We start from the raw sequence: 16513 nt of genomic DNA, 5'->3' as shown, positions 1-16513 counted from the left end.
TATGGCAACACTGAACATTCAACCCGGCCCGGTGGCGCAGGTCACATTGAGTCGCCCCGAGGTCCGCAACGCCTTCAACGACGAAGTGATCGCCGAACTCACAACGGCGTTCACTGAACTGGGCCAAAACAAGGCGGTGCGCGCCATCGTGCTGGCAGCTTCAGGGCCGGCCTTCTGTGCCGGTGCGGACCTCAACTGGATGCGCCGTATGGCCGACTACACACACGCCGAAAACCTGGCGGATGCGGCGCAGTTGGCCGAGATGCTGCGTGTGATCTACACCTGCCCCAAGCCCACGGTGGCCCGTATTCAGGGCGACGTTTATGCCGGTGGCATGGGCCTGGTGGCGGCGTGTGACATGGCGGTCAGTGTGGATACGGCCAACTACTGCCTGAGCGAGGTCAAGCTGGGTCTGTACCCGGCCACCATCAGCCCGTATGTGATTCGCGCCATGGGCGCGCGCGCGGCGCACCGATACTTTTTGACCGCCGAGCGTTTTGACGCGGTGGAGGCCTTGCGCATCGGTTTTGTGCACGCCGTGGTGAGCGCAGAACAACTGGATGCCAAAGTGAATGAAATGACCCAAGCGCTGCTCAGCGCCAGCCCGAATGCGGTGCAACAGTGCAAAACCTTGTTGCACAACGTCGCCGGCCAAGACATCGATGCCGCGTTGATTGCACAAACCGTCGAAGGCATCGCCACCATTCGCGCCAGCTTTGAAGGCAAAGAGGGCGTGCAGTCCTTTCTGCAAAAACGCAAACCCGCGTGGCTGTCCTGAATTTTCAAGAGAGAAGCAACATATGTTTAACAAAATCCTCATAGCCAATCGGGGGGAGATCGCCTGCCGCGTAGCGGCCACCGCGCGCCGCATGGCCATCAAAACAGTGGCGGTCTATTCCGATGCCGATGCCAACGCCAAACACGTCAGCGTGTGTGACGAAGCCGTCTATATCGGGGGCAGCGCGCCCAAAGACAGCTACTTGCGCTGGCAAAACATCATTGCGGCAGCCCAGGCTACCGGGGCGCAAGCCATCCACCCCGGCTACGGTTTCTTGAGTGAAAACGAAGAGTTTGCGCGCGCCTGTCTTGATGCCGGCCTGGTGTTTATTGGCCCGCCGTCGTCCGCCATTTTGGCCATGGGGCTGAAAGCCGAGTCCAAGCGCCTGATGGGGCTGGCCGGGGTGCCGCTGGTGCCCGGCTACCACGGCGCCGACCAGGACCCGGCTTTGCTGCAGCGCGAGGCCGACGCCATCGGTTACCCGGTGCTGATCAAGGCCAGTGCCGGCGGCGGCGGCAAGGGCATGCGGGTGGTGGCCAACGCGGCGGACTTTGCATCGGCGCTGGCCTCCTGCCGGCGCGAGGCCATCAACAGCTTTGGCAATGACGCGGTGCTGATCGAAAAATACGTGCAGCGCCCGCGCCACATCGAGATTCAGGTGTTTGGCGACACACTGGGCAATTACGTGTATTTGTTTGAGCGCGACTGCTCGGTGCAGCGCCGCCATCAAAAGGTGCTGGAAGAAGCGCCCGCGCCGGGGATGACGCCCGCGCTGCGCCAGCAGATGGGCGAGGCGGCCGTGGCTGCGGCGCAGGCCGTGAATTATGTGGGGGCCGGCACGGTGGAGTTCATCGTGGAGCAGCGCCCGGACGGTTCCATGGATTTTTTCTTCATGGAAATGAACACGCGCCTGCAGGTGGAGCATCCCGTGACCGAAGCCATCACCGGCCAGGACCTGGTGGAGTGGCAGCTGCGGGTGGCCGCCGGTGAGGCGCTGCCGCTGCGCCAGGACCAGCTCAAGATCACCGGCCACGCCATCGAAGCCCGCATTTGTGCGGAAAGCCCGGACAACAACTTCATGCCCGCCACCGGCACCCTGCAGGTTTATGGGCTGCCCGCATGCGTCACGTTTGGGCGCAGCAATGGCGGTGTGCGCGTGGACTCCGGCGTGCGCGAAGGTGATGCCATCAGCCCGTTTTACGACTCCATGCTGGCCAAGCTGATCGTGCATGGCGACAACCGCGAGCAGGCGCTCTCGCGGCTGGACACCGCGCTGGCCCAGACCCACATCGTCGGGCTCAACACCAATGTGCAGTTTTTGCGCCATGTGGTGCAAAGCCGCTCCTTTGTGCAGGCGGATCTGGACACCGGGCTGATTCCCCGTGAAGAGTCCGTGTTGTTCAAGCAGGAAAAAGTCGGTTTGAGCCTGGCCGTGGCCAGTGTGATTGCGCATACCTTGCAGCAAGAACGCTGTGCCCAGGCGCAACTGGCCGAGCGCGCGGGCTGGCTCGACCCCTGGGCCCGGCGCGACGGCTGGCGCTCGCACGGCCCCAGCACGCGCCGCTTCGACTACGCGTTTCAGGGCCAGGTGCATGTCGTGCAGCTGACGACTTTGCACGACGGTGCCCTGCAACTGGCGGTGGCGGGTGAGGTGGGCGGGTTTTCGTTTGTGCCGTTGACGCAAGGCATCGATGTGCGCTTTGCGGCCCGGCGCCAGATTGTCAGTGTCTATAGAAAAGACGCTGTAGCCCACGTCTTTACTGCGCAAGGCGCTACAGAAATAGTAGCAATCGACGCCCTGGCGCACGCCGGCGACAGCCAGGTCGAAGGCGGGCGATTGACGGCGCCGATGCCGGGCAAGGTGGTGTCGTTTGCCGTCAAGGCCGGTGACAAGGTCAGCAAGGGCCAGCCGCTGGCGGTGATGGACGCCATGAAAATGGAGCACACCATTGCCGCCCCGATGGATGGCGTGGTGGCCGAACTGCTCTACGCGCCCGGCGACCAGGTGGTGGAAGGGGCCGAGCTGCTCAAGCTGGTGTCTCAGTGAAAATCGGACCATCATGAAAATCAGTTTCTGTTGCACCGGCACCGAACCCGCACCCTGGCTGGCGGGTCTGCGCGCGGCCTTGCCGCAGGCTCAGGTCGAGCTTTGGCAGCCCGGCGCAGCGCCGGCCGATTACGCCGTCGTCTGGGCACCGCCGCAACAGTTCTTTGACCAGCAGCCGCAACTCAAAGGCGTGTTTGCCATCGGCGCTGGCGTCGATGCCTTGCTGAGGCTGCGCCTGCCGCCACAGGCCACCGTGGTGCGACTGGACGACGCGGGCATGGCGGTGCAGATGGCCGAGTACGTCTGTCACGCTGTCATTCGCCACTTTCGCGAGTTGGATGTTTATGCGGCCGACATCAGCCACGGTCAGTGGACTTTTCACAAGCCACGCAACCGGGCCGACTTCTCCGTCGGCGTCATGGGCCTGGGCGTGCTGGGCCAGCGCGTGGCGCAGGCACTCACCCAGTTTGAGTTCCCCGTGAATGGCTGGAGCCGCTCACCCAAGGTGATCGAAGGCGTGCGTGGTTTCAACGGCAGGGCGCAGTTGGACGCGTTCCTGGCTTGCAGCCGCATTCTGGTGAACCTGCTGCCGCTCACAGCTGACACCCAAGGCATCCTGAATCGCGACACCTTGAGCCGCCTGCAACCCGGTGGCTACGTCATCAATGTGGCGCGCGGCGCGCATCTGGTGGATGACGATTTGCTGGCCTTGCTTGACAGCGGCCACTTGGCCGGTGCCACGCTGGACGTGTTTCGCACCGAGCCCTTGCCCCTGAAGCACCCGTTTTGGCAGCACCCCAAGATCACCATCACGCCGCACACCTCAGCGCGCACCCTGCGCGAGACCAGCATTGCGCAGATAGCGGGCAAGTTGGAGGCGCTGGAGCGCGGTGAGACGGTCGTGGGACGGGTTGATTTGGAACGGGGCTATTGAGTTGGGCTAGCGCGGCAGCAGCTTGATGGTTTCCCGCATGAAGGCGGGCAGGTCGGACGGCTGCCGGGACGTCACCAGGTTGCCGTCCACCACCACCTCGCTGTCCTCGTACAGGGCGCCCGCCTCTCGCATCTCCGCCTCCAAGGTGTGAAAGCAGGTGGCGCGGCGTCCGCGCAACAGGCCGGCGGTGATGAGCGTTTGCGGGCCATGGCAGATGGCTGCAACGGGCTTGTTGTCCGAAAAAAACGCCTGCGCAATGCGCAGCGCCGCCTGCTCCTTGCGGATGTCGGCCGGCGCTTTGCCGCCGGGCAGAACCAGGACGGCGTATTCGCCCGGTTTCACGTCCTTCAGCGCCTTGTTGGCCTCGACTTGGTAGCCATGCTTGCCATTGATTCTCCCGCGGCGCATGGATGCGATATCCACCTCGATCCCTGCCTCAAGCAGACGATAGTAGGGAACCAGAAGCTCGGAGTCTTCAAAATGATCCGCACTGACGATGAGCGCTTTCACGGTGGGCTACTCCTTTTAGAGGAAGAGGATGGGCACTTCGCGTCCATCGTAAAGATGTGACGGACGAGCGAGTTGATTTATGGCAAACGCGGCCGACAATCAACGCGCCAAAGTTGTCCAACCTGGGCCACGCCAAATTCAACCGGCAGGAAGCGCTCGATCAGCCACATGGCGGTGCTGGCATGCGAAGACAGCGTGCGCACGGTGAAATGGGACGGGCCGCCAGCCAGCGCGGCATAAACCAGCAGTTGATCTGCGGCATGGACATCGAGGGTCGCGCCGGATTCGATTTCAGCGCACAAGGCGCGGCCCACCTCATCGCCCAAGCGCTCCGCCGGCACGCCGCGTTGCGCCGTCGTGGCCGCGCCCAACACGTCATGCCCACAGTGCGCCCACAACACAATCGCCCCACCTTGCCCAATGGCCTGCGGCCAGGCGAGCTGTTGTTGCTCGATCTGCGGCGCGGGGACCGGCGGCAGCGCCTCCAACGCCGCCCGCGCCATGCGTGCGGTGATGTGCGTTGGCAAGTTGGAGACATGGGCGATGCCGCGCACCTCGCTCAGCGGGCCCCGCGTCTCCAGCGCCAGCGGCCGCAGACGCGCCCCTGGTTCCACTTCAACCTTGACCTCTCCGCCGCCGCGCGGGTAGTAACCGCGCTTGACCAGGTGGAGCGACACGCGCCCGCCCATCAACGACAGCAAGGGCAAGAATACATACCGAAAATAATCCAGCGGCGGCGCCGCGCGGACGTCCGTCCCGCCCGTGATCCCCATAACAAGACGCTCTTTGCACATCAGCGCCACCGGCAGCACGGCTTGCAACACCAGCGTCATGCTGCCGGCAGTGCCCACGTCGAACTGAAATTGACCGCCGCGCAGACGATCGGGGCGAAAGACAATCTCCTGTGACTTGACCTGCAAGCCCTCTACCTCGGCGTCACACAAGGCCGCCACCGCCTTCACCGCCGCGAGGTGTTGGGCCGCCAGCCCCGGGTTGGATCGCCTGGCGCGCACGTTGCGGACACGCAGCGTCTGCCCGGTGATTGCCGCCAACGCCACCGCCGTGCGCAGCAATTGACCGCCGCCTTCGCCATAGGAGCCGTCGATCTCGATCATCTCTGACATTGTGCGTGAAATCGGCACTGTTTAGAAGATCGTCTTCGCCCGCAGCCCGTCGCTACGGCGCCATAAAAGCTCATTCTTGCCACCGTAGCGCTTATCATCGGTGCGCGTCAGAGGCGGCCTCTTCGCTACCCGCACGAAATTCTGGTCGCGCACGTCTGCAACCCGATCTACCAGTCCTTCAGTCCAAATAATGCACCACTCGACTCCGATTCACTTCTATTCAGACAGCGCCAAAGCGGACATCCCGCAATCAGACGTCAACCCCATCGTAGGCGGCCGGGTCGAGCTGCAATTGCTGACCACCCTCAAATGCAACCTGAAGTGCAGCTATTGCTCATTGGGCGTGGGCGAGGTGTTGGGCTCCCAGGTTCATGTGGAGTACGACATTGAGCAACTCTGTGCCTTCGTCGACAAGCATCTGTTGGGCAAGGAAGTCTATGTGACGTTTTATGGGGGTGAGCCCACGCTGAACAAGCCACTGATGCTGGAAGTGATGCAGCGATTCCCGCAGTTTCGCTTTCAACTGCAGACCAACGCCACCCTGATCTCGAAACTGCCGGACGAGACCTTGAGCCGGCTGTCGAACGTGCTGGCCTCGATTGACGGCGGCGAAGCCACCACCGACGGCTACCGTGGACGTGGCATCTACCGCCAGGTGATGAAAAACCTGCGGGAGGTGCGCGCCAAAGTGGGCGGCACCATCACGGCCCGGGTGACCTGGGGCAATCCTGACACCTGTTTTGAGGAACTGGATCAGCTGGTCGGGGAGGACACGCCGTTTGACTACCTGTACTGGCAGTTTGTGGCCGATGAGCAGTATGGTGGCGACTCGGTGGCCAAGCGCCAGTCCGTGCTGGTGCAATTGATCGACAAGTTCTTCTCGCGCACCGATGTGATCTACCCGCTGATTCCGCTCATGGGCATGGTCCGCAACAAGCTGTTCCCGACCCGCGCACAAGAACTGTATGCGGGGCGCACCCAGTGCCGCGTGTCCACGCACTTGCTCAACGTGATGCCCAATGGCGAGATTTATCCCTGCCCGGACATGATGTACGCGCCGGAAATGAAGATGGGTGATGTCAAAAGCAACTGGCTCAAAAAGAGCCCGCTGCAGCCCACCGCCGCCATGCCCTGCGACGGCTGCGAGGCGTTTTCATGGTGCCGTGGCAATTGCATGAAGAACATGTACCTCGGCTATGTCAAGCAGGACGAGCGCTACCGCACCAACGTGGTCGAACCGATCTGCGAGTTGATCCGTTTTATGGGCCGCGAGATCGATCAACACAAGCCGCAAGCCTGGTTCGACCGGGCCACACTGCCGGTGCGCAAACAGATCATGGACTGTGAAGTCTATGAGTATGTGGAGATCATGCCCTGAGCCAGGGCCGGTCAAAAACCGAGCAGGCTCAGTTGCCTGCCGCCGAGGAAGACGTGGGTGATGGTGCCACCTTGCTGGCGACAGTCTTGGCCGCGTGGGCCGTTGCTGTTGCGCCGTGTTCGATGCCCCTGGCGGCAGCCTTGGCACCCCGTTCAACGCCACTGGCAGCCGCTTGCGCGCCACGCTCGACCCCATGTGCGCCTGCGGTCACGCCTTTTTTGACACCGCTGGCGGCGGCCTTCGCCCCACGCTCTACTGCCCTTGCTACCTTTTCAACGACAGACGGTGGTGTGCCCGCAGCGGGCTGAGTTGAATCGTCCGCGCTGGCTGAAGCACAACAGCAGACCGTGACGGCCAAAAGCGCAAGCCTGGTTTGAAATAGAGGGTTCATGAGTGAGAAATTAAGTGCCGGTTGACCGTACGATGATACGCGTGTGAGTCACCGGCGACGGCTGGACGCCTTGCGCCCAGCCGCCGTAGTAGACATATCCGGACCCAGCAAAGGAGCGTTGAAACGATGACCATGAACGTACGCAGCTACGCTGCCCATTTCCCCCCAGCCCGCTGGGCCTGTTCCGCTTCGACCGCCGCAACCCCGCAAGGATGACGTGGTGATCGAAGTCCTCTACCGCGGCGTGTGCTACTCCGATGTGTACAACGTCCGCAACGACTACCGGAAAGCGTACTCAGAATGACCGGGTTATGAGATTTCCATGTCATGAGTCATGCTCAACTTAGCCCAGTTGTGACCAGTCAGATCGAAATCAACGCCACTTGGCTGACGGTCAGGTCCTTGATGTCAATGTCGGGTTTGGAGCAAGCAGTTCGGAAAACTGGACAGCCGCTTGCAGTCTTGAACGGCGGTTCGATCGAAAAAATGAGCGATGCCACCGTGATTGGTTGTATCCAAGACTGATTGCAGCCATTCGCTTCGCTACTAAGCAGTCGTTACGTTTGACTTAAGCGGCCTGCCGAAGGCAGGTCCGCTTGAAGGAAGGTTTAAGCCTGTGGTTCACGCCACATGCCTCCACCAAACCCGTCTCGAGCATAGATCTTCAGCGGTTGCTTGGACACGAAACTCCGGCACTCGAGATCTTGATACGTGATGCAGATCTCCGTCTCGGAACCGTAGCGAAGCCAAGGCTCGCTACCACCCCTCCAAGCGAAGGCACCAAATGAGGTTGTCAATTCCTCTCCGTTGCGGAGCAACGGTATCTCACTGCTTGGCAGAAAGTTGGACTCAATCATCTCAAAGTACTTTTGCGTGGCGTCTGGTTCAAGTAGCTTCCTAATGTCGGCGTGAGTCGCCATCATTCTGACTCGCACGGCCGGCCTTGAACCGGTGTTTGCAATGATGAGTTTGAATGTGGCAGCCAATTCGCCTGTGTGATGCTCCGTTATGAAGGCTGTGACGATTGGTCTGTTCGATTGAAGCCAGTTGACCTTGGTGAAGTACAGCGAAATACCCGCTGCCAAGAGTGCGACTACGGAGACGATGAACTTCCAATCCTCTGCAGAGAGCGTCATACAAGCCTAACGTTTAGGGTCAGGAGCGCTGCGCGGCTTTATCGCGTAGCGTCCCCTGCATCGCAGGGTTGGGCGTCTAGGCACCATGCCAACGTTCCATGATGAAGATAACGAGCGTGTGTGATGCATTCACTGCCAGACGCGCTTCGGATACCTGAATGGCCGGCGGCAATACTCCTCGTCCATGTGCCGACCCAATATGAGTTCTATACGCGCCAATGCCATCTACGATTGATGCCAACCCTTGAAGGATTCGCTTTTGATCGTTTTCGAGCGTTGGGTCGAGATTGAGACCCAAATGTGTTTGCACTGATCGCCAAAGTGGAACTACTGTCTGCTTGTTTGGCATCTCAAGCGAGAAGATCTCAATGTAGGTCTTACACAATGCCTCAATGATCGAGCTGGCAGCCGTAATCGCGGCATGAGGATCTTGGTCTAGCTGAGACACCGCACGAGCAAACTCGGCCTCGATAGACGCGAAATCGCCTGCCCTTAAAAAGTCGGCGAGCGTCTTTGTAGCGGGACTTGCTCCGGCTAACGTGACATGCCCATTGACTTGATAACTGAGTTGGTTCCGTGAAAGGGCTTCTCTGATGCGCCTTTGCCCAGCTTCAATTTCCGGGCGGTACTCGGATGGCTCTTGATCCATGAAGTGCTGGATTACTCGGCCAAGGACGGCAAATGCGTTAACGCCGGTAACTTCATTGCAATGTTTCAGCCATGAGGCGCATTTGGCTTCGCAGTTTCCCTCAGGCACGTCACCAGGGGCGCCACATTCCATGAATAGAGCATTCAGCTTCGAATGGCTGTAATAGTGCGCCGCGATCACCGACGACACAGCACCAATTACAGAGTTCGGAATTTTGTTCGCCACTAGCAGTCTCCAGACGCCCAACGTGAAGTTGAGGGGCGCGCTGCCGATAGGCGGAGCATCCCCTTGAACGCCATGTTAAGGAATGGGCTTAAGAACGGTGACACTTGCTGAGGGACCAATCGGTTCCACCTGTTGCTTGGGGAATTAGGCAGAAGTCGGCCGTGAAGTCCTTTCCACATGCACGTGCAGTCCAGTGCTCTTCCCAAACGCCTTCATGGGTCTTTCCATCGGCCTCCAAACGGAAAGGCTCAACTGTGACTTTGGAGTCAAGAACTTTTACATTCCTGCAGTCCGACTGCACACCTGCCATGGCTGCTGCTGCACCAAGACCCCTCATTAGGTCGGATGCCAAGCGCGGGCTCGTCTTAGTGAGTCCAGGGACCAACATCGCAGGCCGCGGTTGTTTGCCGTTTTGTCCTTGGAATAGGACGTTGTATACGGTGCTTTCGTCGCATCGGTGAAACGTGAAGCGATACGTCCATGTTCCTGCCAGAGGATGTTCAGCGCCTTCTTGGAATGAAAGCGGCTGCAACACCGCAAAACTTACTGGATCCCACTTGTACCCGGTTTGGCAAATTTCTTTTCGGTCAAAGATGTTTTGGTCGTAAATGATCCCAATCGTCATGATCAACTTTTTGTGGGGCTCGGAGTTTAGGTACTGAAGCGTTCGTTCATCTGGAACAACCTGCGCAAACGACGAAGACGCTATCGCAAGAAGACTCATCGCAATTAGAAACCGGAACATCTTGGCCATATGAGAACCTTTATTGTTGATTTGAATACATTTCCAAACGTAATATAGCCGAGCGCTATCTTGGCATTCCCAAACTAGACGACGGAATAAACCGGAAACCCACCCGTTGATGCCAAAGCTCTTAAGCGCTAAGGCCCATACCGCCGCTTTGCGTCAATTCCACTAGAAGTTGAGTTCATTTCCATCCCTTTGAACCCTGTCGCCTATCCCGACGAAATCTGGTTAACGTCGAGTTCACTTCTTTCGACGTTTCATTTGGTCAGAACTTATAGCCCAGAGGGCCATGCGCCTGGATGTCACCTCCCGCCGCACAAGCGCCGCAGAGTCGCCAGAGTTTATTTCCGCCACTGAATCACCGGCTCCGATGGACAGGTCAATTTTTGCCAAGGTCAGCTTGGTTCGGTTGGCCTCCCTATTTTGGCTTTTCGGTCTTCCCAGCGACTGATTCCTGCCCGTCTCAGCGGCCGCTGATGGCGTGGTTGAAACTGCCATTCAGGTCACCTTGCCTGTTGACGCATCTGACTCAAAACAGGCAAGGGCCAAATCATGGAAAATCGGCACAGATTCGCCTTATTGACAAAGAGATATTTATGAACGAAGCCACTCAATTTCCGCCCCTGCCCGACCGTCTGTCCATTGACCCGCGCAGTCCCCATCACGTGGCTGCCGTATTCGAGCATGACGTTGGTATTCGATTGAATGACAAGGAGCGTTTGAATGTTGCGGAGTACTGCATCAGCGAGGGCTGGATCAAGGTTCCCGCAGGCAAGACGCTGGATCGCAAGGGCAATCCGCTGATGATCACGTTGAAGGGCAGCGTCGAAGCGTTTTATCGATGACGTGCCGCCAGGTCAAGAGAAAACAGATTCCAACTTCAGAGAGTTTTCATGTCCATCCCTACACGAGTCAAATTGGTCGAGGTCGGCCCGCGTGACGGCCTGCAAAACGAAAAGCAGGACGTGCCCGCCGCGGTCAAGATTGAACTGGTGCACCGCTTACAAGCCGCTGGCCTGAAAGAAATTGAAGTCACCAGCTTTGTGTCGCCCAAATGGGTGCCGCAAATGGCCGACAACGCCGAAGTCATGGCGGGCATCAATCGCCTGCCCGGCGTGCGTTATTCGGTGCTGACGCCCAACCTCAAGGGTTTTGAAGCGGCACTCTTGACAAAGCCGGATGAGATCGTGGTGTTTGCTTCCGCCAGCGAAGCCTTCAGCCAGAAGAACATCAACTGCAGCATTGCCGAGAGCATCGAGCGTTTTGCGCCGGTGGTGGATGCTGCGCGCGCGGCAGGCATTTATGTGCGCGGCGCCATGAGTTGCACCGTGGGCTGCCCGTATGAGGGCGAGGTTGCGCCCGCGCGCGTGGGCTACCTGGCGGGCCTGATGCGCGGCATTGGCGTGCAGCATGTGGGCGTGGCCGACACCATCGGCGTGGGCACGCCGCTCAAGGTGCAGCGCGCCATGGAAGCCACGCTCAGGCATTTTGATATCAACGATGTGTCAGGTCACTTCCACGACACCTATGGCCAGGCCTTGGCCAACACCTTGATCTGCCTGCAAATGGGGGTCTGGCAATTTGATGCTTCGGTGGCAGGCTTGGGCGGGTGCCCGTATGCCAAGGGGGCCACCGGCAACGTGGCGTCTGAGGACGTGGTCTACCTGCTGCACGGCATGGGCATCGAGACCGGCATTGACCTGGACAAGTTGATCGACGCGGGTCAGTTCATCAGCGACTTCTTGGGTCGCTCAACCCAATCACGGGCCGGCAAAGCCTTGTTCAACAAACGGCCGGCTTGAAATGAACCAGACGCACAAAGTGCACGCCAAGCCTTTGTCCGCCGCTGTGCAGCGCGTGGCTGCTGCCCTGCAGGCGCAGGGGCACGCCGGTGCACCGCTGATGCTGAGTGACGCTGCGCGGACCGCGCAGCAGGCGGCCGACGCGCTCGGCGTGGTCGTTGGGCAGATCGCCAAGAGCATCATCTTCAGGCGTCTGGCCGATGATGCGGCGGTGCTGGTGGTGACGGCGGGTGATCAGCGCGTGGACGAGGCCAGGGTCGCGGCACTGGTAGGCCCGCTGGGCCGCGCGGACGCCGCTTTCGTCAAGACCAAAACCGGCTTTTCGATCGGCGGCGTGGCCCCGATTGCACACGCGTCTGATTCAGTGACACTGATCGACCAGACGCTTTTTCGCTTTCAAGACATCTGGGCCGCCGCGGGTCACCCGCATGCCGTGTTCCAGCTGCGCCCGCAGGATCTGGCCCGACTGACCGGCGCACCGGTGGTCGATGTGGTGCAGGCGTTAGCGCCCGACAGACCACAGGATGTTATTGAATTAATAGCCTCTCGTGCAGTACTGGCGAGGGCTACAGGTCAAAATGTTCCTTCACCGTGCATCTCGGTCTGTCGCATGAGCGAAGACACCGGGCTGTGTGAAGGCTGCTGGCGCACCCTCGATGAAATCATTCAGTGGAGCAGTGCCGATGACCCGGCCAAACGCGCCATCTGGGCGCAGATTGAGCTGCGGCTTGCGGCATTGAAGACCGTCACCGATTAGCTGTTCGTGCCGACCGGACTGTTTTACTTGATCATAAAAGCCAGTGCGACGGCTCCGAGCGCGAGCAAACCCAGTCCGGCGACAAAAACAACCTCGGCGCGGGTTTCATAGGATGTGCTGAGTGGGTTCGGCCGCATTGAAATGAAAGACAAAAGTGCGCTGGCCAGAAATACCAGCGCGTCAATGGCCAGCAATTTGTCAATCACCATGTGCCACTCGCCGCCTGTGCCAAGATGACTGATCGATAACACGGTCATGCACACGCCGATCATGGTTGCCGAGGTCGGCAAGATATGGGTTGAGAGACCGCGCGGCACCGGTTTGTCCGCTGCCGCGGTCTGTTGGATCAAGAACTGCATGTCCGTTCATCAACCCAGGCGCACCGGCACGAAAATCTTGCTGCCGTCACGCTCAATCAGCAACGCCACCGATTTATTGGCCTTGGCCACTATGGCGCGCACTTGGGCAACACTTTCAATCGGCGTGCCGTTCACCGCCACCAGTACGTCACCCGCTTGCACACCCGCCAGGGCGGCAGGGCCGGCTGCATCCTCGACCAGCAAACCCTGGTTCACACCGGCGGCGCGTTTCTCCTGCGGCTGCAAGGCGCGCAGTGCCAGCCCGAGCTTGCCTTTGCCGACGCCGTCGTCTGCCTTGGCAAGCTGCTCCACCTTGGCGCTGGCGTCGCCAAGCCTGGCGGTGAATTGTTCGCGCTTGCCCTGACGCCAGATTTCAAGACTGACCTGATCGCCCGGCGCTGCCGTGCCGATCAGGGCCGGCAGATCGCTGGACACGGTGATCGGTTGGCCATTGACTTTCAGGATCACGTCACCGCTCTTGAACCCCGCCTTGTCCGCCGGGCCGTCCTTGTCAACGTTGGACACCAACGCGCCTTCGGGTTTGTCGAGATGGAAGGAGTCGGCAAAAGTCTGGTTCACCTCCTGGATCACGACACCCAGGCGCGCGTGGCTGGCATGTCCGGTGGCGACAATCTGATCCTTGACCTTGCTTGCCAATTCGATCGGAATGGCAAACGACAGGCCCTGATAGCCGCCGCTTTGACTGTAAATCTGCGAGTTGATGCCGACCACCTGGCCGCGGGTATTGAACAGCGGCCCGCCTGAGTTGCCGGGATTGACGGCCACGTCAGTCTGAATGAAGGGCACGAAACTGTCGTCCGGCAGCGAACGGCCTTTGGCACTCACCACCCCTGCGGTCACACTGTTCTCGAAGCCAAACGGCGATCCGATGGCAAGTACCCACTCGCCCACTTTCAGGTCGCGCGTGTTGCCCACGGTGATGGTTGGCAGGTCTTTGGCATCGATCTTGAGTACCGCGACATCGGTCTTCAGGTCGGTGCCGAGCACCTTGGCGCGGAATTCCCGGCGGTCGGTGAGTTTGACGGTGACATCTTTGGCGTCACGCACCACATGGGCGTTGGTCAGTATCACGCCATCGGGACTGATGATGAACCCCGAGCCCTGGCCGTGCATCGGCATCTGGGGCTGGCCCGGAAAGCCACCGTTGGGACCTTGAAAGCGTTTGAAGAATTCAAAGAACGGATCGTTTGGGTCAATGCCGGGCATACCCGGCATACCCGGCATACCCGGCCTGGCGCCGTGTTGCGCACCATCGCCGTTGTCTTCGCCCGAAGTTTTGATCATCCCGGTGACGCTGATGTTGACCACCGCCGCGCCATTACGTGCCGCAATCTGGGAGAAATCCGGTAAGGCCAAAACGGGGGCCATCGCTGCTGCGCTTTCAGTGGGTGCTGTTGAAACGGCTGCTTGCGCGTGTGAAAAACTCAGGGCACCAGCGCCCGCCGCACCCAGAACGCCAACTGAAACGAGTGCCAGCACCAGGCGCCGCGGGGCAAAGAGAGAGGTATTCATGAGAGGTCCTTTCAAGTCGTTGAGTGAAACCACAACTTGATTGTCAGAACCTCAACTTAGACCAAACTTAAATCATCACACGACGACACCGCTCGCGCAAACCGGGCGCTGACAAGCCGTTTCCGTTGAGTCAAGAAACGCGGGTGAACGTGACCGTCGCGCGCAGGCCGCCCAAACTCTCAGAGCGGTCAATGGACAGCGTCGCCTGGTGCAAGTCCGCAATCGTCTTGACGATGGCGAGCCCCAGGCCGCTGCCGCTGCCCTCGGTGCCGGCGACGCGATAAAAGCGATCGAGCACACGCTGGCGATCTTCTGCGGCAATACCGGGACCACTGTCGTCAACGGTCAACAGCGTCTGCCCGTCCTTGCCGCGGATCGCGAGGTTGACCGTTCCGCCCACGGGCGTGTACTTGATGGCGTTGTCGAGCAGGTTGCGCATGAGAATGCGAAGCGCTTCCTCATGCCCCATCACGATGCCGGGATCTGCCTGCGCCAGGCCGAGGTCAATCTGGCGTGCGGCCGCCGCTCCAGCCGCGTCGGCCAGCGCGAGTCGTGCCAGGGTCGTCAAGTCAATCGGAACCGCTTTGGCGCCCGCCGCGGAGTTCGATTGTTGTCGCGCCAGTACCAGCAACTGCTCAACCAGCCGCGTAGCCCGGTCGATGCCTGCGTTGAGGCGGTTGATGGCGACGTCACGCGCTGCTTCGTCAGCGGCACGGCGCAGGCCCTGCAGTTGAAGCTTGAGCGCCGCCAGTGGTGAACGCAGCTCATGCGCGGCATCAGCCACAAAGTTATTTTGCGCATCGAAGGCCTGACGTACCCGGTGGAACAAAAGGTTCAATTCATGAACAAGAGGACGAATTTCGTCGGGCAAATCACCCTCGCTCAATTCGCTCAAGTCATCGGCCTGGCGTGTCGCGATTTGCTTGCGCACCCGTGATACGGGTGCCAGCGAGGCACTGACCACCCACCAAACCACCAGCATCAACAGAGGCACCATGAGCACCATGGGGCTGACTGTGCGCAGGGCCAAAGTCCCGGCCATTTCACGACGGGCCGCCATATCCTGTGCCACTTGGATCACCTGCGCGCCTGCGGCGACCGAAAACAAGCGGTAAGTGGTTCCCCGCGCTTGAACGGTGGAGAACCCCAGCACGGCGCGCTGGGGCAATTCAGCCCGTGCGCTTGACTGAAACACACGCAGACCGTCAGCGGTCCACACCTGGATCACGAAATCAAAGTTCTCTTCATCTTTGGTTTCGAACGACTCATCGAGTTCGCCACCTACCGGCAAGCCGGGGCGTAGCGACATGGCCATCTGCTGCATTTGGTAATCAAAAATGACATCCGCCTCGGCCAAAGCCGTTCGGTAGGCGATGACCGCTTGCACCCCGGCCAGGAAAATAATGGCGACCAGAAGCAGCCAAAGCAATCGCCCGCGCAGCGAATGCGACGGTGGCAAACTCATGGGGCGCCTTTGGGGATCGTGTAACCAACACCCCGCACATTCTGGATGATGCGAGGCCCCAGTTTTTTGCGCAGTCCGTGGATATACACCTCGACCGCATTGCTGCTGAGGTCGTCTTTCCAGCTGTAGAGTTTTTCTTCAAGTTGCCTGCGGGAAAGCACCATGCCCGGGCGAGCAAGCAGCAGCTCCAGGATGGACCATTCTCTTGCCGACAGCACCACGGCCTGTCCATCAAGCAGCACCTCACGCGTGACCGGGTTGATGCTCACACCCAGGTGTTCATAGACCGGCTCTGCGCGGCCAGCCGCGCGGCGGATCAAGGCCCGTATGCGAGCCAGCAGTTCATCGAGTTCGTAGGGCTTGACGATGTAGTCATCGGCACCCATGTCCAGGCCTTCAACGCGTTGCGCTATGGCATCGCGTGCCGTGGCGATGAGCACCGGGGTGCGGTCCTTGCGAGCGCGCAGCCGGCGCAATACCGCAAGCCCGTCCCGGCGCGGCAGCCCCAGGTCAAGCAGTACCAAATCGTAGGTCTGGGAGTCGAGTGCGGTGTCGGCCATCTCCCCATCCTTGACCCAATCGACCGCGTAGCCTTCCGCCCGGAGCAAGTCCAGCACGGATTCCCCAATCATCAAGTCGTCCTCGACCAGCAGCAAACGCATGAGACTGGCCCCGCA

Annotated in this window: 18 protein-coding genes; 8 read left to right on the top strand and 10 right to left on the bottom strand. The window is 60.1% G+C overall.

From position 1 onward, the window contains the following. Position 1 precedes the first annotated feature (1 nt). Genes WA157_RS18880 through WA157_RS18870 form a run of 3 tightly spaced genes read left to right on the top strand, consistent with a single transcriptional unit; the run spans position 2 to position 3759 of the window. Positions 2–778 carry an enoyl-CoA hydratase/isomerase family protein gene (locus WA157_RS18880; RefSeq protein WP_422622447.1) on the top strand — a complete coding sequence of 259 codons (777 nt, stop codon included), beginning with the start codon at positions 2–4 and terminating at the stop codon, positions 776–778. Between the two features lie 22 nt (positions 779–800). After that, the gene (locus WA157_RS18875) at positions 801–2825 is read left to right on the top strand and encodes a biotin carboxylase N-terminal domain-containing protein (RefSeq protein ID WP_422622446.1); all 2025 of its coding nucleotides are present in this window, start codon (positions 801–803) and stop codon (positions 2823–2825) included. Between the two features lie 13 nt (positions 2826–2838). Then, positions 2839–3759 (top strand): 2-hydroxyacid dehydrogenase, encoded by a 921-nt coding sequence (locus WA157_RS18870; protein WP_422622445.1) that lies wholly within the window; start codon positions 2839–2841, stop codon positions 3757–3759. 6 nt (positions 3760–3765) lie between these two features. On the opposite strand, the gene WA157_RS18865 is transcribed toward WA157_RS18870, so the two are convergent. Both WA157_RS18865 and rtcA read right to left on the bottom strand, forming a co-directional pair. Further along, positions 3766–4269: a type 1 glutamine amidotransferase domain-containing protein gene (locus WA157_RS18865; RefSeq protein ID WP_422622444.1), complete on the bottom strand. Its 504-nt coding sequence runs from the start codon at positions 4267–4269 to the stop codon at positions 3766–3768. A 77-nt stretch (positions 4270–4346) separates the two neighbouring features. Then, on the bottom strand, positions 4347–5384 hold the full coding sequence (rtcA, locus tag WA157_RS18860; protein ID WP_422622443.1) for an RNA 3'-terminal phosphate cyclase: 1038 nt from the start codon (positions 5382–5384) through the stop codon (positions 4347–4349). Positions 5385–5583: 199 nt separating this feature from the next. Between rtcA and WA157_RS18855 the strand changes: the two genes are divergently transcribed. Next, on the top strand, positions 5584–6771 hold the full coding sequence (locus tag WA157_RS18855) for a radical SAM protein (protein WP_422622442.1): 1188 nt from the start codon (positions 5584–5586) through the stop codon (positions 6769–6771). Between the two features lie 28 nt (positions 6772–6799). On the opposite strand, the gene WA157_RS18850 is transcribed toward WA157_RS18855, so the two are convergent. Continuing rightward, complete coding sequence (locus tag WA157_RS18850) at positions 6800–7162, bottom strand: hypothetical protein (RefSeq protein WP_422622441.1); 363 nt, start codon at positions 7160–7162, stop codon at positions 6800–6802. A gap of 327 nt (positions 7163–7489) precedes the next feature. Here WA157_RS18850 and WA157_RS18845 point away from each other — a divergent pair, with 327 nt between their 5' ends. Further along, entirely contained in the window at positions 7490–7687 is a 198-nt protein-coding gene (locus WA157_RS18845) for a hypothetical protein (protein ID WP_422622440.1), read from the top strand. Positions 7688–7770: 83 nt separating this feature from the next. On the opposite strand, the gene WA157_RS18840 is transcribed toward WA157_RS18845, so the two are convergent. The 3 genes from WA157_RS18840 to WA157_RS18830 all read right to left on the bottom strand — a co-directional run bounded on the left by WA157_RS18840 (position 7771) and on the right by WA157_RS18830 (position 9926). Then, on the bottom strand, positions 7771–8298 hold the full coding sequence (locus WA157_RS18840; RefSeq protein WP_422622439.1) for a hypothetical protein: 528 nt from the start codon (positions 8296–8298) through the stop codon (positions 7771–7773). A gap of 76 nt (positions 8299–8374) precedes the next feature. Continuing rightward, a complete protein-coding gene (locus tag WA157_RS18835) occupies positions 8375–9172 on the bottom strand; it encodes an abortive infection family protein (RefSeq protein ID WP_422622438.1) in 798 nt (265 codons plus the stop codon). 88 nt (positions 9173–9260) lie between these two features. Further along, a complete protein-coding gene (locus WA157_RS18830) occupies positions 9261–9926 on the bottom strand; it encodes a hypothetical protein (protein WP_422622437.1) in 666 nt (221 codons plus the stop codon). A 590-nt stretch (positions 9927–10516) separates the two neighbouring features. On the opposite strand from WA157_RS18830, the gene WA157_RS18825 reads away from it, so the two are divergent. From WA157_RS18825 to WA157_RS18815, 3 genes are read left to right on the top strand one after another with little or no spacing between them, the layout of a single operon-like run. Next, positions 10517–10765, top strand: a complete 249-nt coding sequence (locus WA157_RS18825) for a DUF3297 family protein (RefSeq protein ID WP_422622436.1) — start codon at positions 10517–10519, stop codon at positions 10763–10765. A 48-nt stretch (positions 10766–10813) separates the two neighbouring features. Further along, positions 10814–11722, top strand: a complete 909-nt coding sequence (locus WA157_RS18820; protein ID WP_422622435.1) for a hydroxymethylglutaryl-CoA lyase — start codon at positions 10814–10816, stop codon at positions 11720–11722. 1 nt (position 11723) lies between these two features. Next, positions 11724–12479 carry a YbaK/EbsC family protein gene (locus WA157_RS18815; RefSeq protein WP_422622434.1) on the top strand — a complete coding sequence of 252 codons (756 nt, stop codon included), beginning with the start codon at positions 11724–11726 and terminating at the stop codon, positions 12477–12479. Positions 12480–12502: 23 nt separating this feature from the next. Here the strand turns inward: WA157_RS18815 and WA157_RS18810 are convergent, their stop codons facing one another. The 4 genes from WA157_RS18810 to WA157_RS18795 form a co-directional block, all read right to left on the bottom strand. Then, positions 12503–12838, bottom strand: coding sequence for a hypothetical protein (locus WA157_RS18810; RefSeq protein WP_422622433.1), 336 nt, complete (start codon positions 12836–12838; stop codon positions 12503–12505). A 9-nt stretch (positions 12839–12847) separates the two neighbouring features. Continuing rightward, positions 12848–14371: a Do family serine endopeptidase gene (locus tag WA157_RS18805; RefSeq protein ID WP_422622432.1), complete on the bottom strand. Its 1524-nt coding sequence runs from the start codon at positions 14369–14371 to the stop codon at positions 12848–12850. Between the two features lie 130 nt (positions 14372–14501). Continuing rightward, positions 14502–15836, bottom strand: coding sequence for an ATP-binding protein (locus WA157_RS18800; RefSeq protein WP_422622431.1), 1335 nt, complete (start codon positions 15834–15836; stop codon positions 14502–14504). Continuing rightward, a complete protein-coding gene (locus WA157_RS18795; protein ID WP_422622430.1) occupies positions 15833–16498 on the bottom strand; it encodes a response regulator in 666 nt (221 codons plus the stop codon). Before WA157_RS18795 ends, WA157_RS18800 begins: the two co-directional genes overlap by 4 nt. Positions 16499–16513: the final 15 nt, after the last annotated feature.

Origin of the sequence: Rhodoferax ferrireducens (assembly GCF_049302455.1) — a bacterium.
Lineage (GTDB): Bacteria > Pseudomonadota > Gammaproteobacteria > Burkholderiales > Burkholderiaceae_C > Rhodoferax > Rhodoferax ferrireducens_B.
Note: the sequence above shows the minus strand (reverse complement) of the source record. Positions and strands in the feature narration are given on the sequence as shown.

Coding starts and splice junctions, on each gene's coding strand:
- WA157_RS18880 (WP_422622447.1), top strand. CDS start 2: ATGGCAACACTGAACATTCAACCCGGCCCGGTGGCGCAGGTCACATTG.
- WA157_RS18875 (WP_422622446.1), top strand. CDS start 801: ATGTTTAACAAAATCCTCATAGCCAATCGGGGGGAGATCGCCTGCCGC.
- WA157_RS18870 (WP_422622445.1), top strand. CDS start 2,839: ATGAAAATCAGTTTCTGTTGCACCGGCACCGAACCCGCACCCTGGCTG.
- rtcA (WP_422622443.1), bottom strand. CDS start 5,384: ATGATCGAGATCGACGGCTCCTATGGCGAAGGCGGCGGTCAATTGCTG.
- WA157_RS18855 (WP_422622442.1), top strand. CDS start 5,584: ATGCACCACTCGACTCCGATTCACTTCTATTCAGACAGCGCCAAAGCG.
- WA157_RS18850 (WP_422622441.1), bottom strand. CDS start 7,162: ATGAACCCTCTATTTCAAACCAGGCTTGCGCTTTTGGCCGTCACGGTC.
- WA157_RS18845 (WP_422622440.1), top strand. CDS start 7,490: ATGAGTCATGCTCAACTTAGCCCAGTTGTGACCAGTCAGATCGAAATC.
- WA157_RS18840 (WP_422622439.1), bottom strand. CDS start 8,298: ATGACGCTCTCTGCAGAGGATTGGAAGTTCATCGTCTCCGTAGTCGCA.
- WA157_RS18830 (WP_422622437.1), bottom strand. CDS start 9,926: ATGGCCAAGATGTTCCGGTTTCTAATTGCGATGAGTCTTCTTGCGATA.
- WA157_RS18825 (WP_422622436.1), top strand. CDS start 10,517: ATGAACGAAGCCACTCAATTTCCGCCCCTGCCCGACCGTCTGTCCATT.
- WA157_RS18820 (WP_422622435.1), top strand. CDS start 10,814: ATGTCCATCCCTACACGAGTCAAATTGGTCGAGGTCGGCCCGCGTGAC.
- WA157_RS18815 (WP_422622434.1), top strand. CDS start 11,724: ATGAACCAGACGCACAAAGTGCACGCCAAGCCTTTGTCCGCCGCTGTG.
- WA157_RS18810 (WP_422622433.1), bottom strand. CDS start 12,838: ATGCAGTTCTTGATCCAACAGACCGCGGCAGCGGACAAACCGGTGCCG.
- WA157_RS18805 (WP_422622432.1), bottom strand. CDS start 14,371: ATGAATACCTCTCTCTTTGCCCCGCGGCGCCTGGTGCTGGCACTCGTT.
- WA157_RS18800 (WP_422622431.1), bottom strand. CDS start 15,836: ATGAGTTTGCCACCGTCGCATTCGCTGCGCGGGCGATTGCTTTGGCTG.
- WA157_RS18795 (WP_422622430.1), bottom strand. CDS start 16,498: ATGCGTTTGCTGCTGGTCGAGGACGACTTGATGATTGGGGAATCCGTG.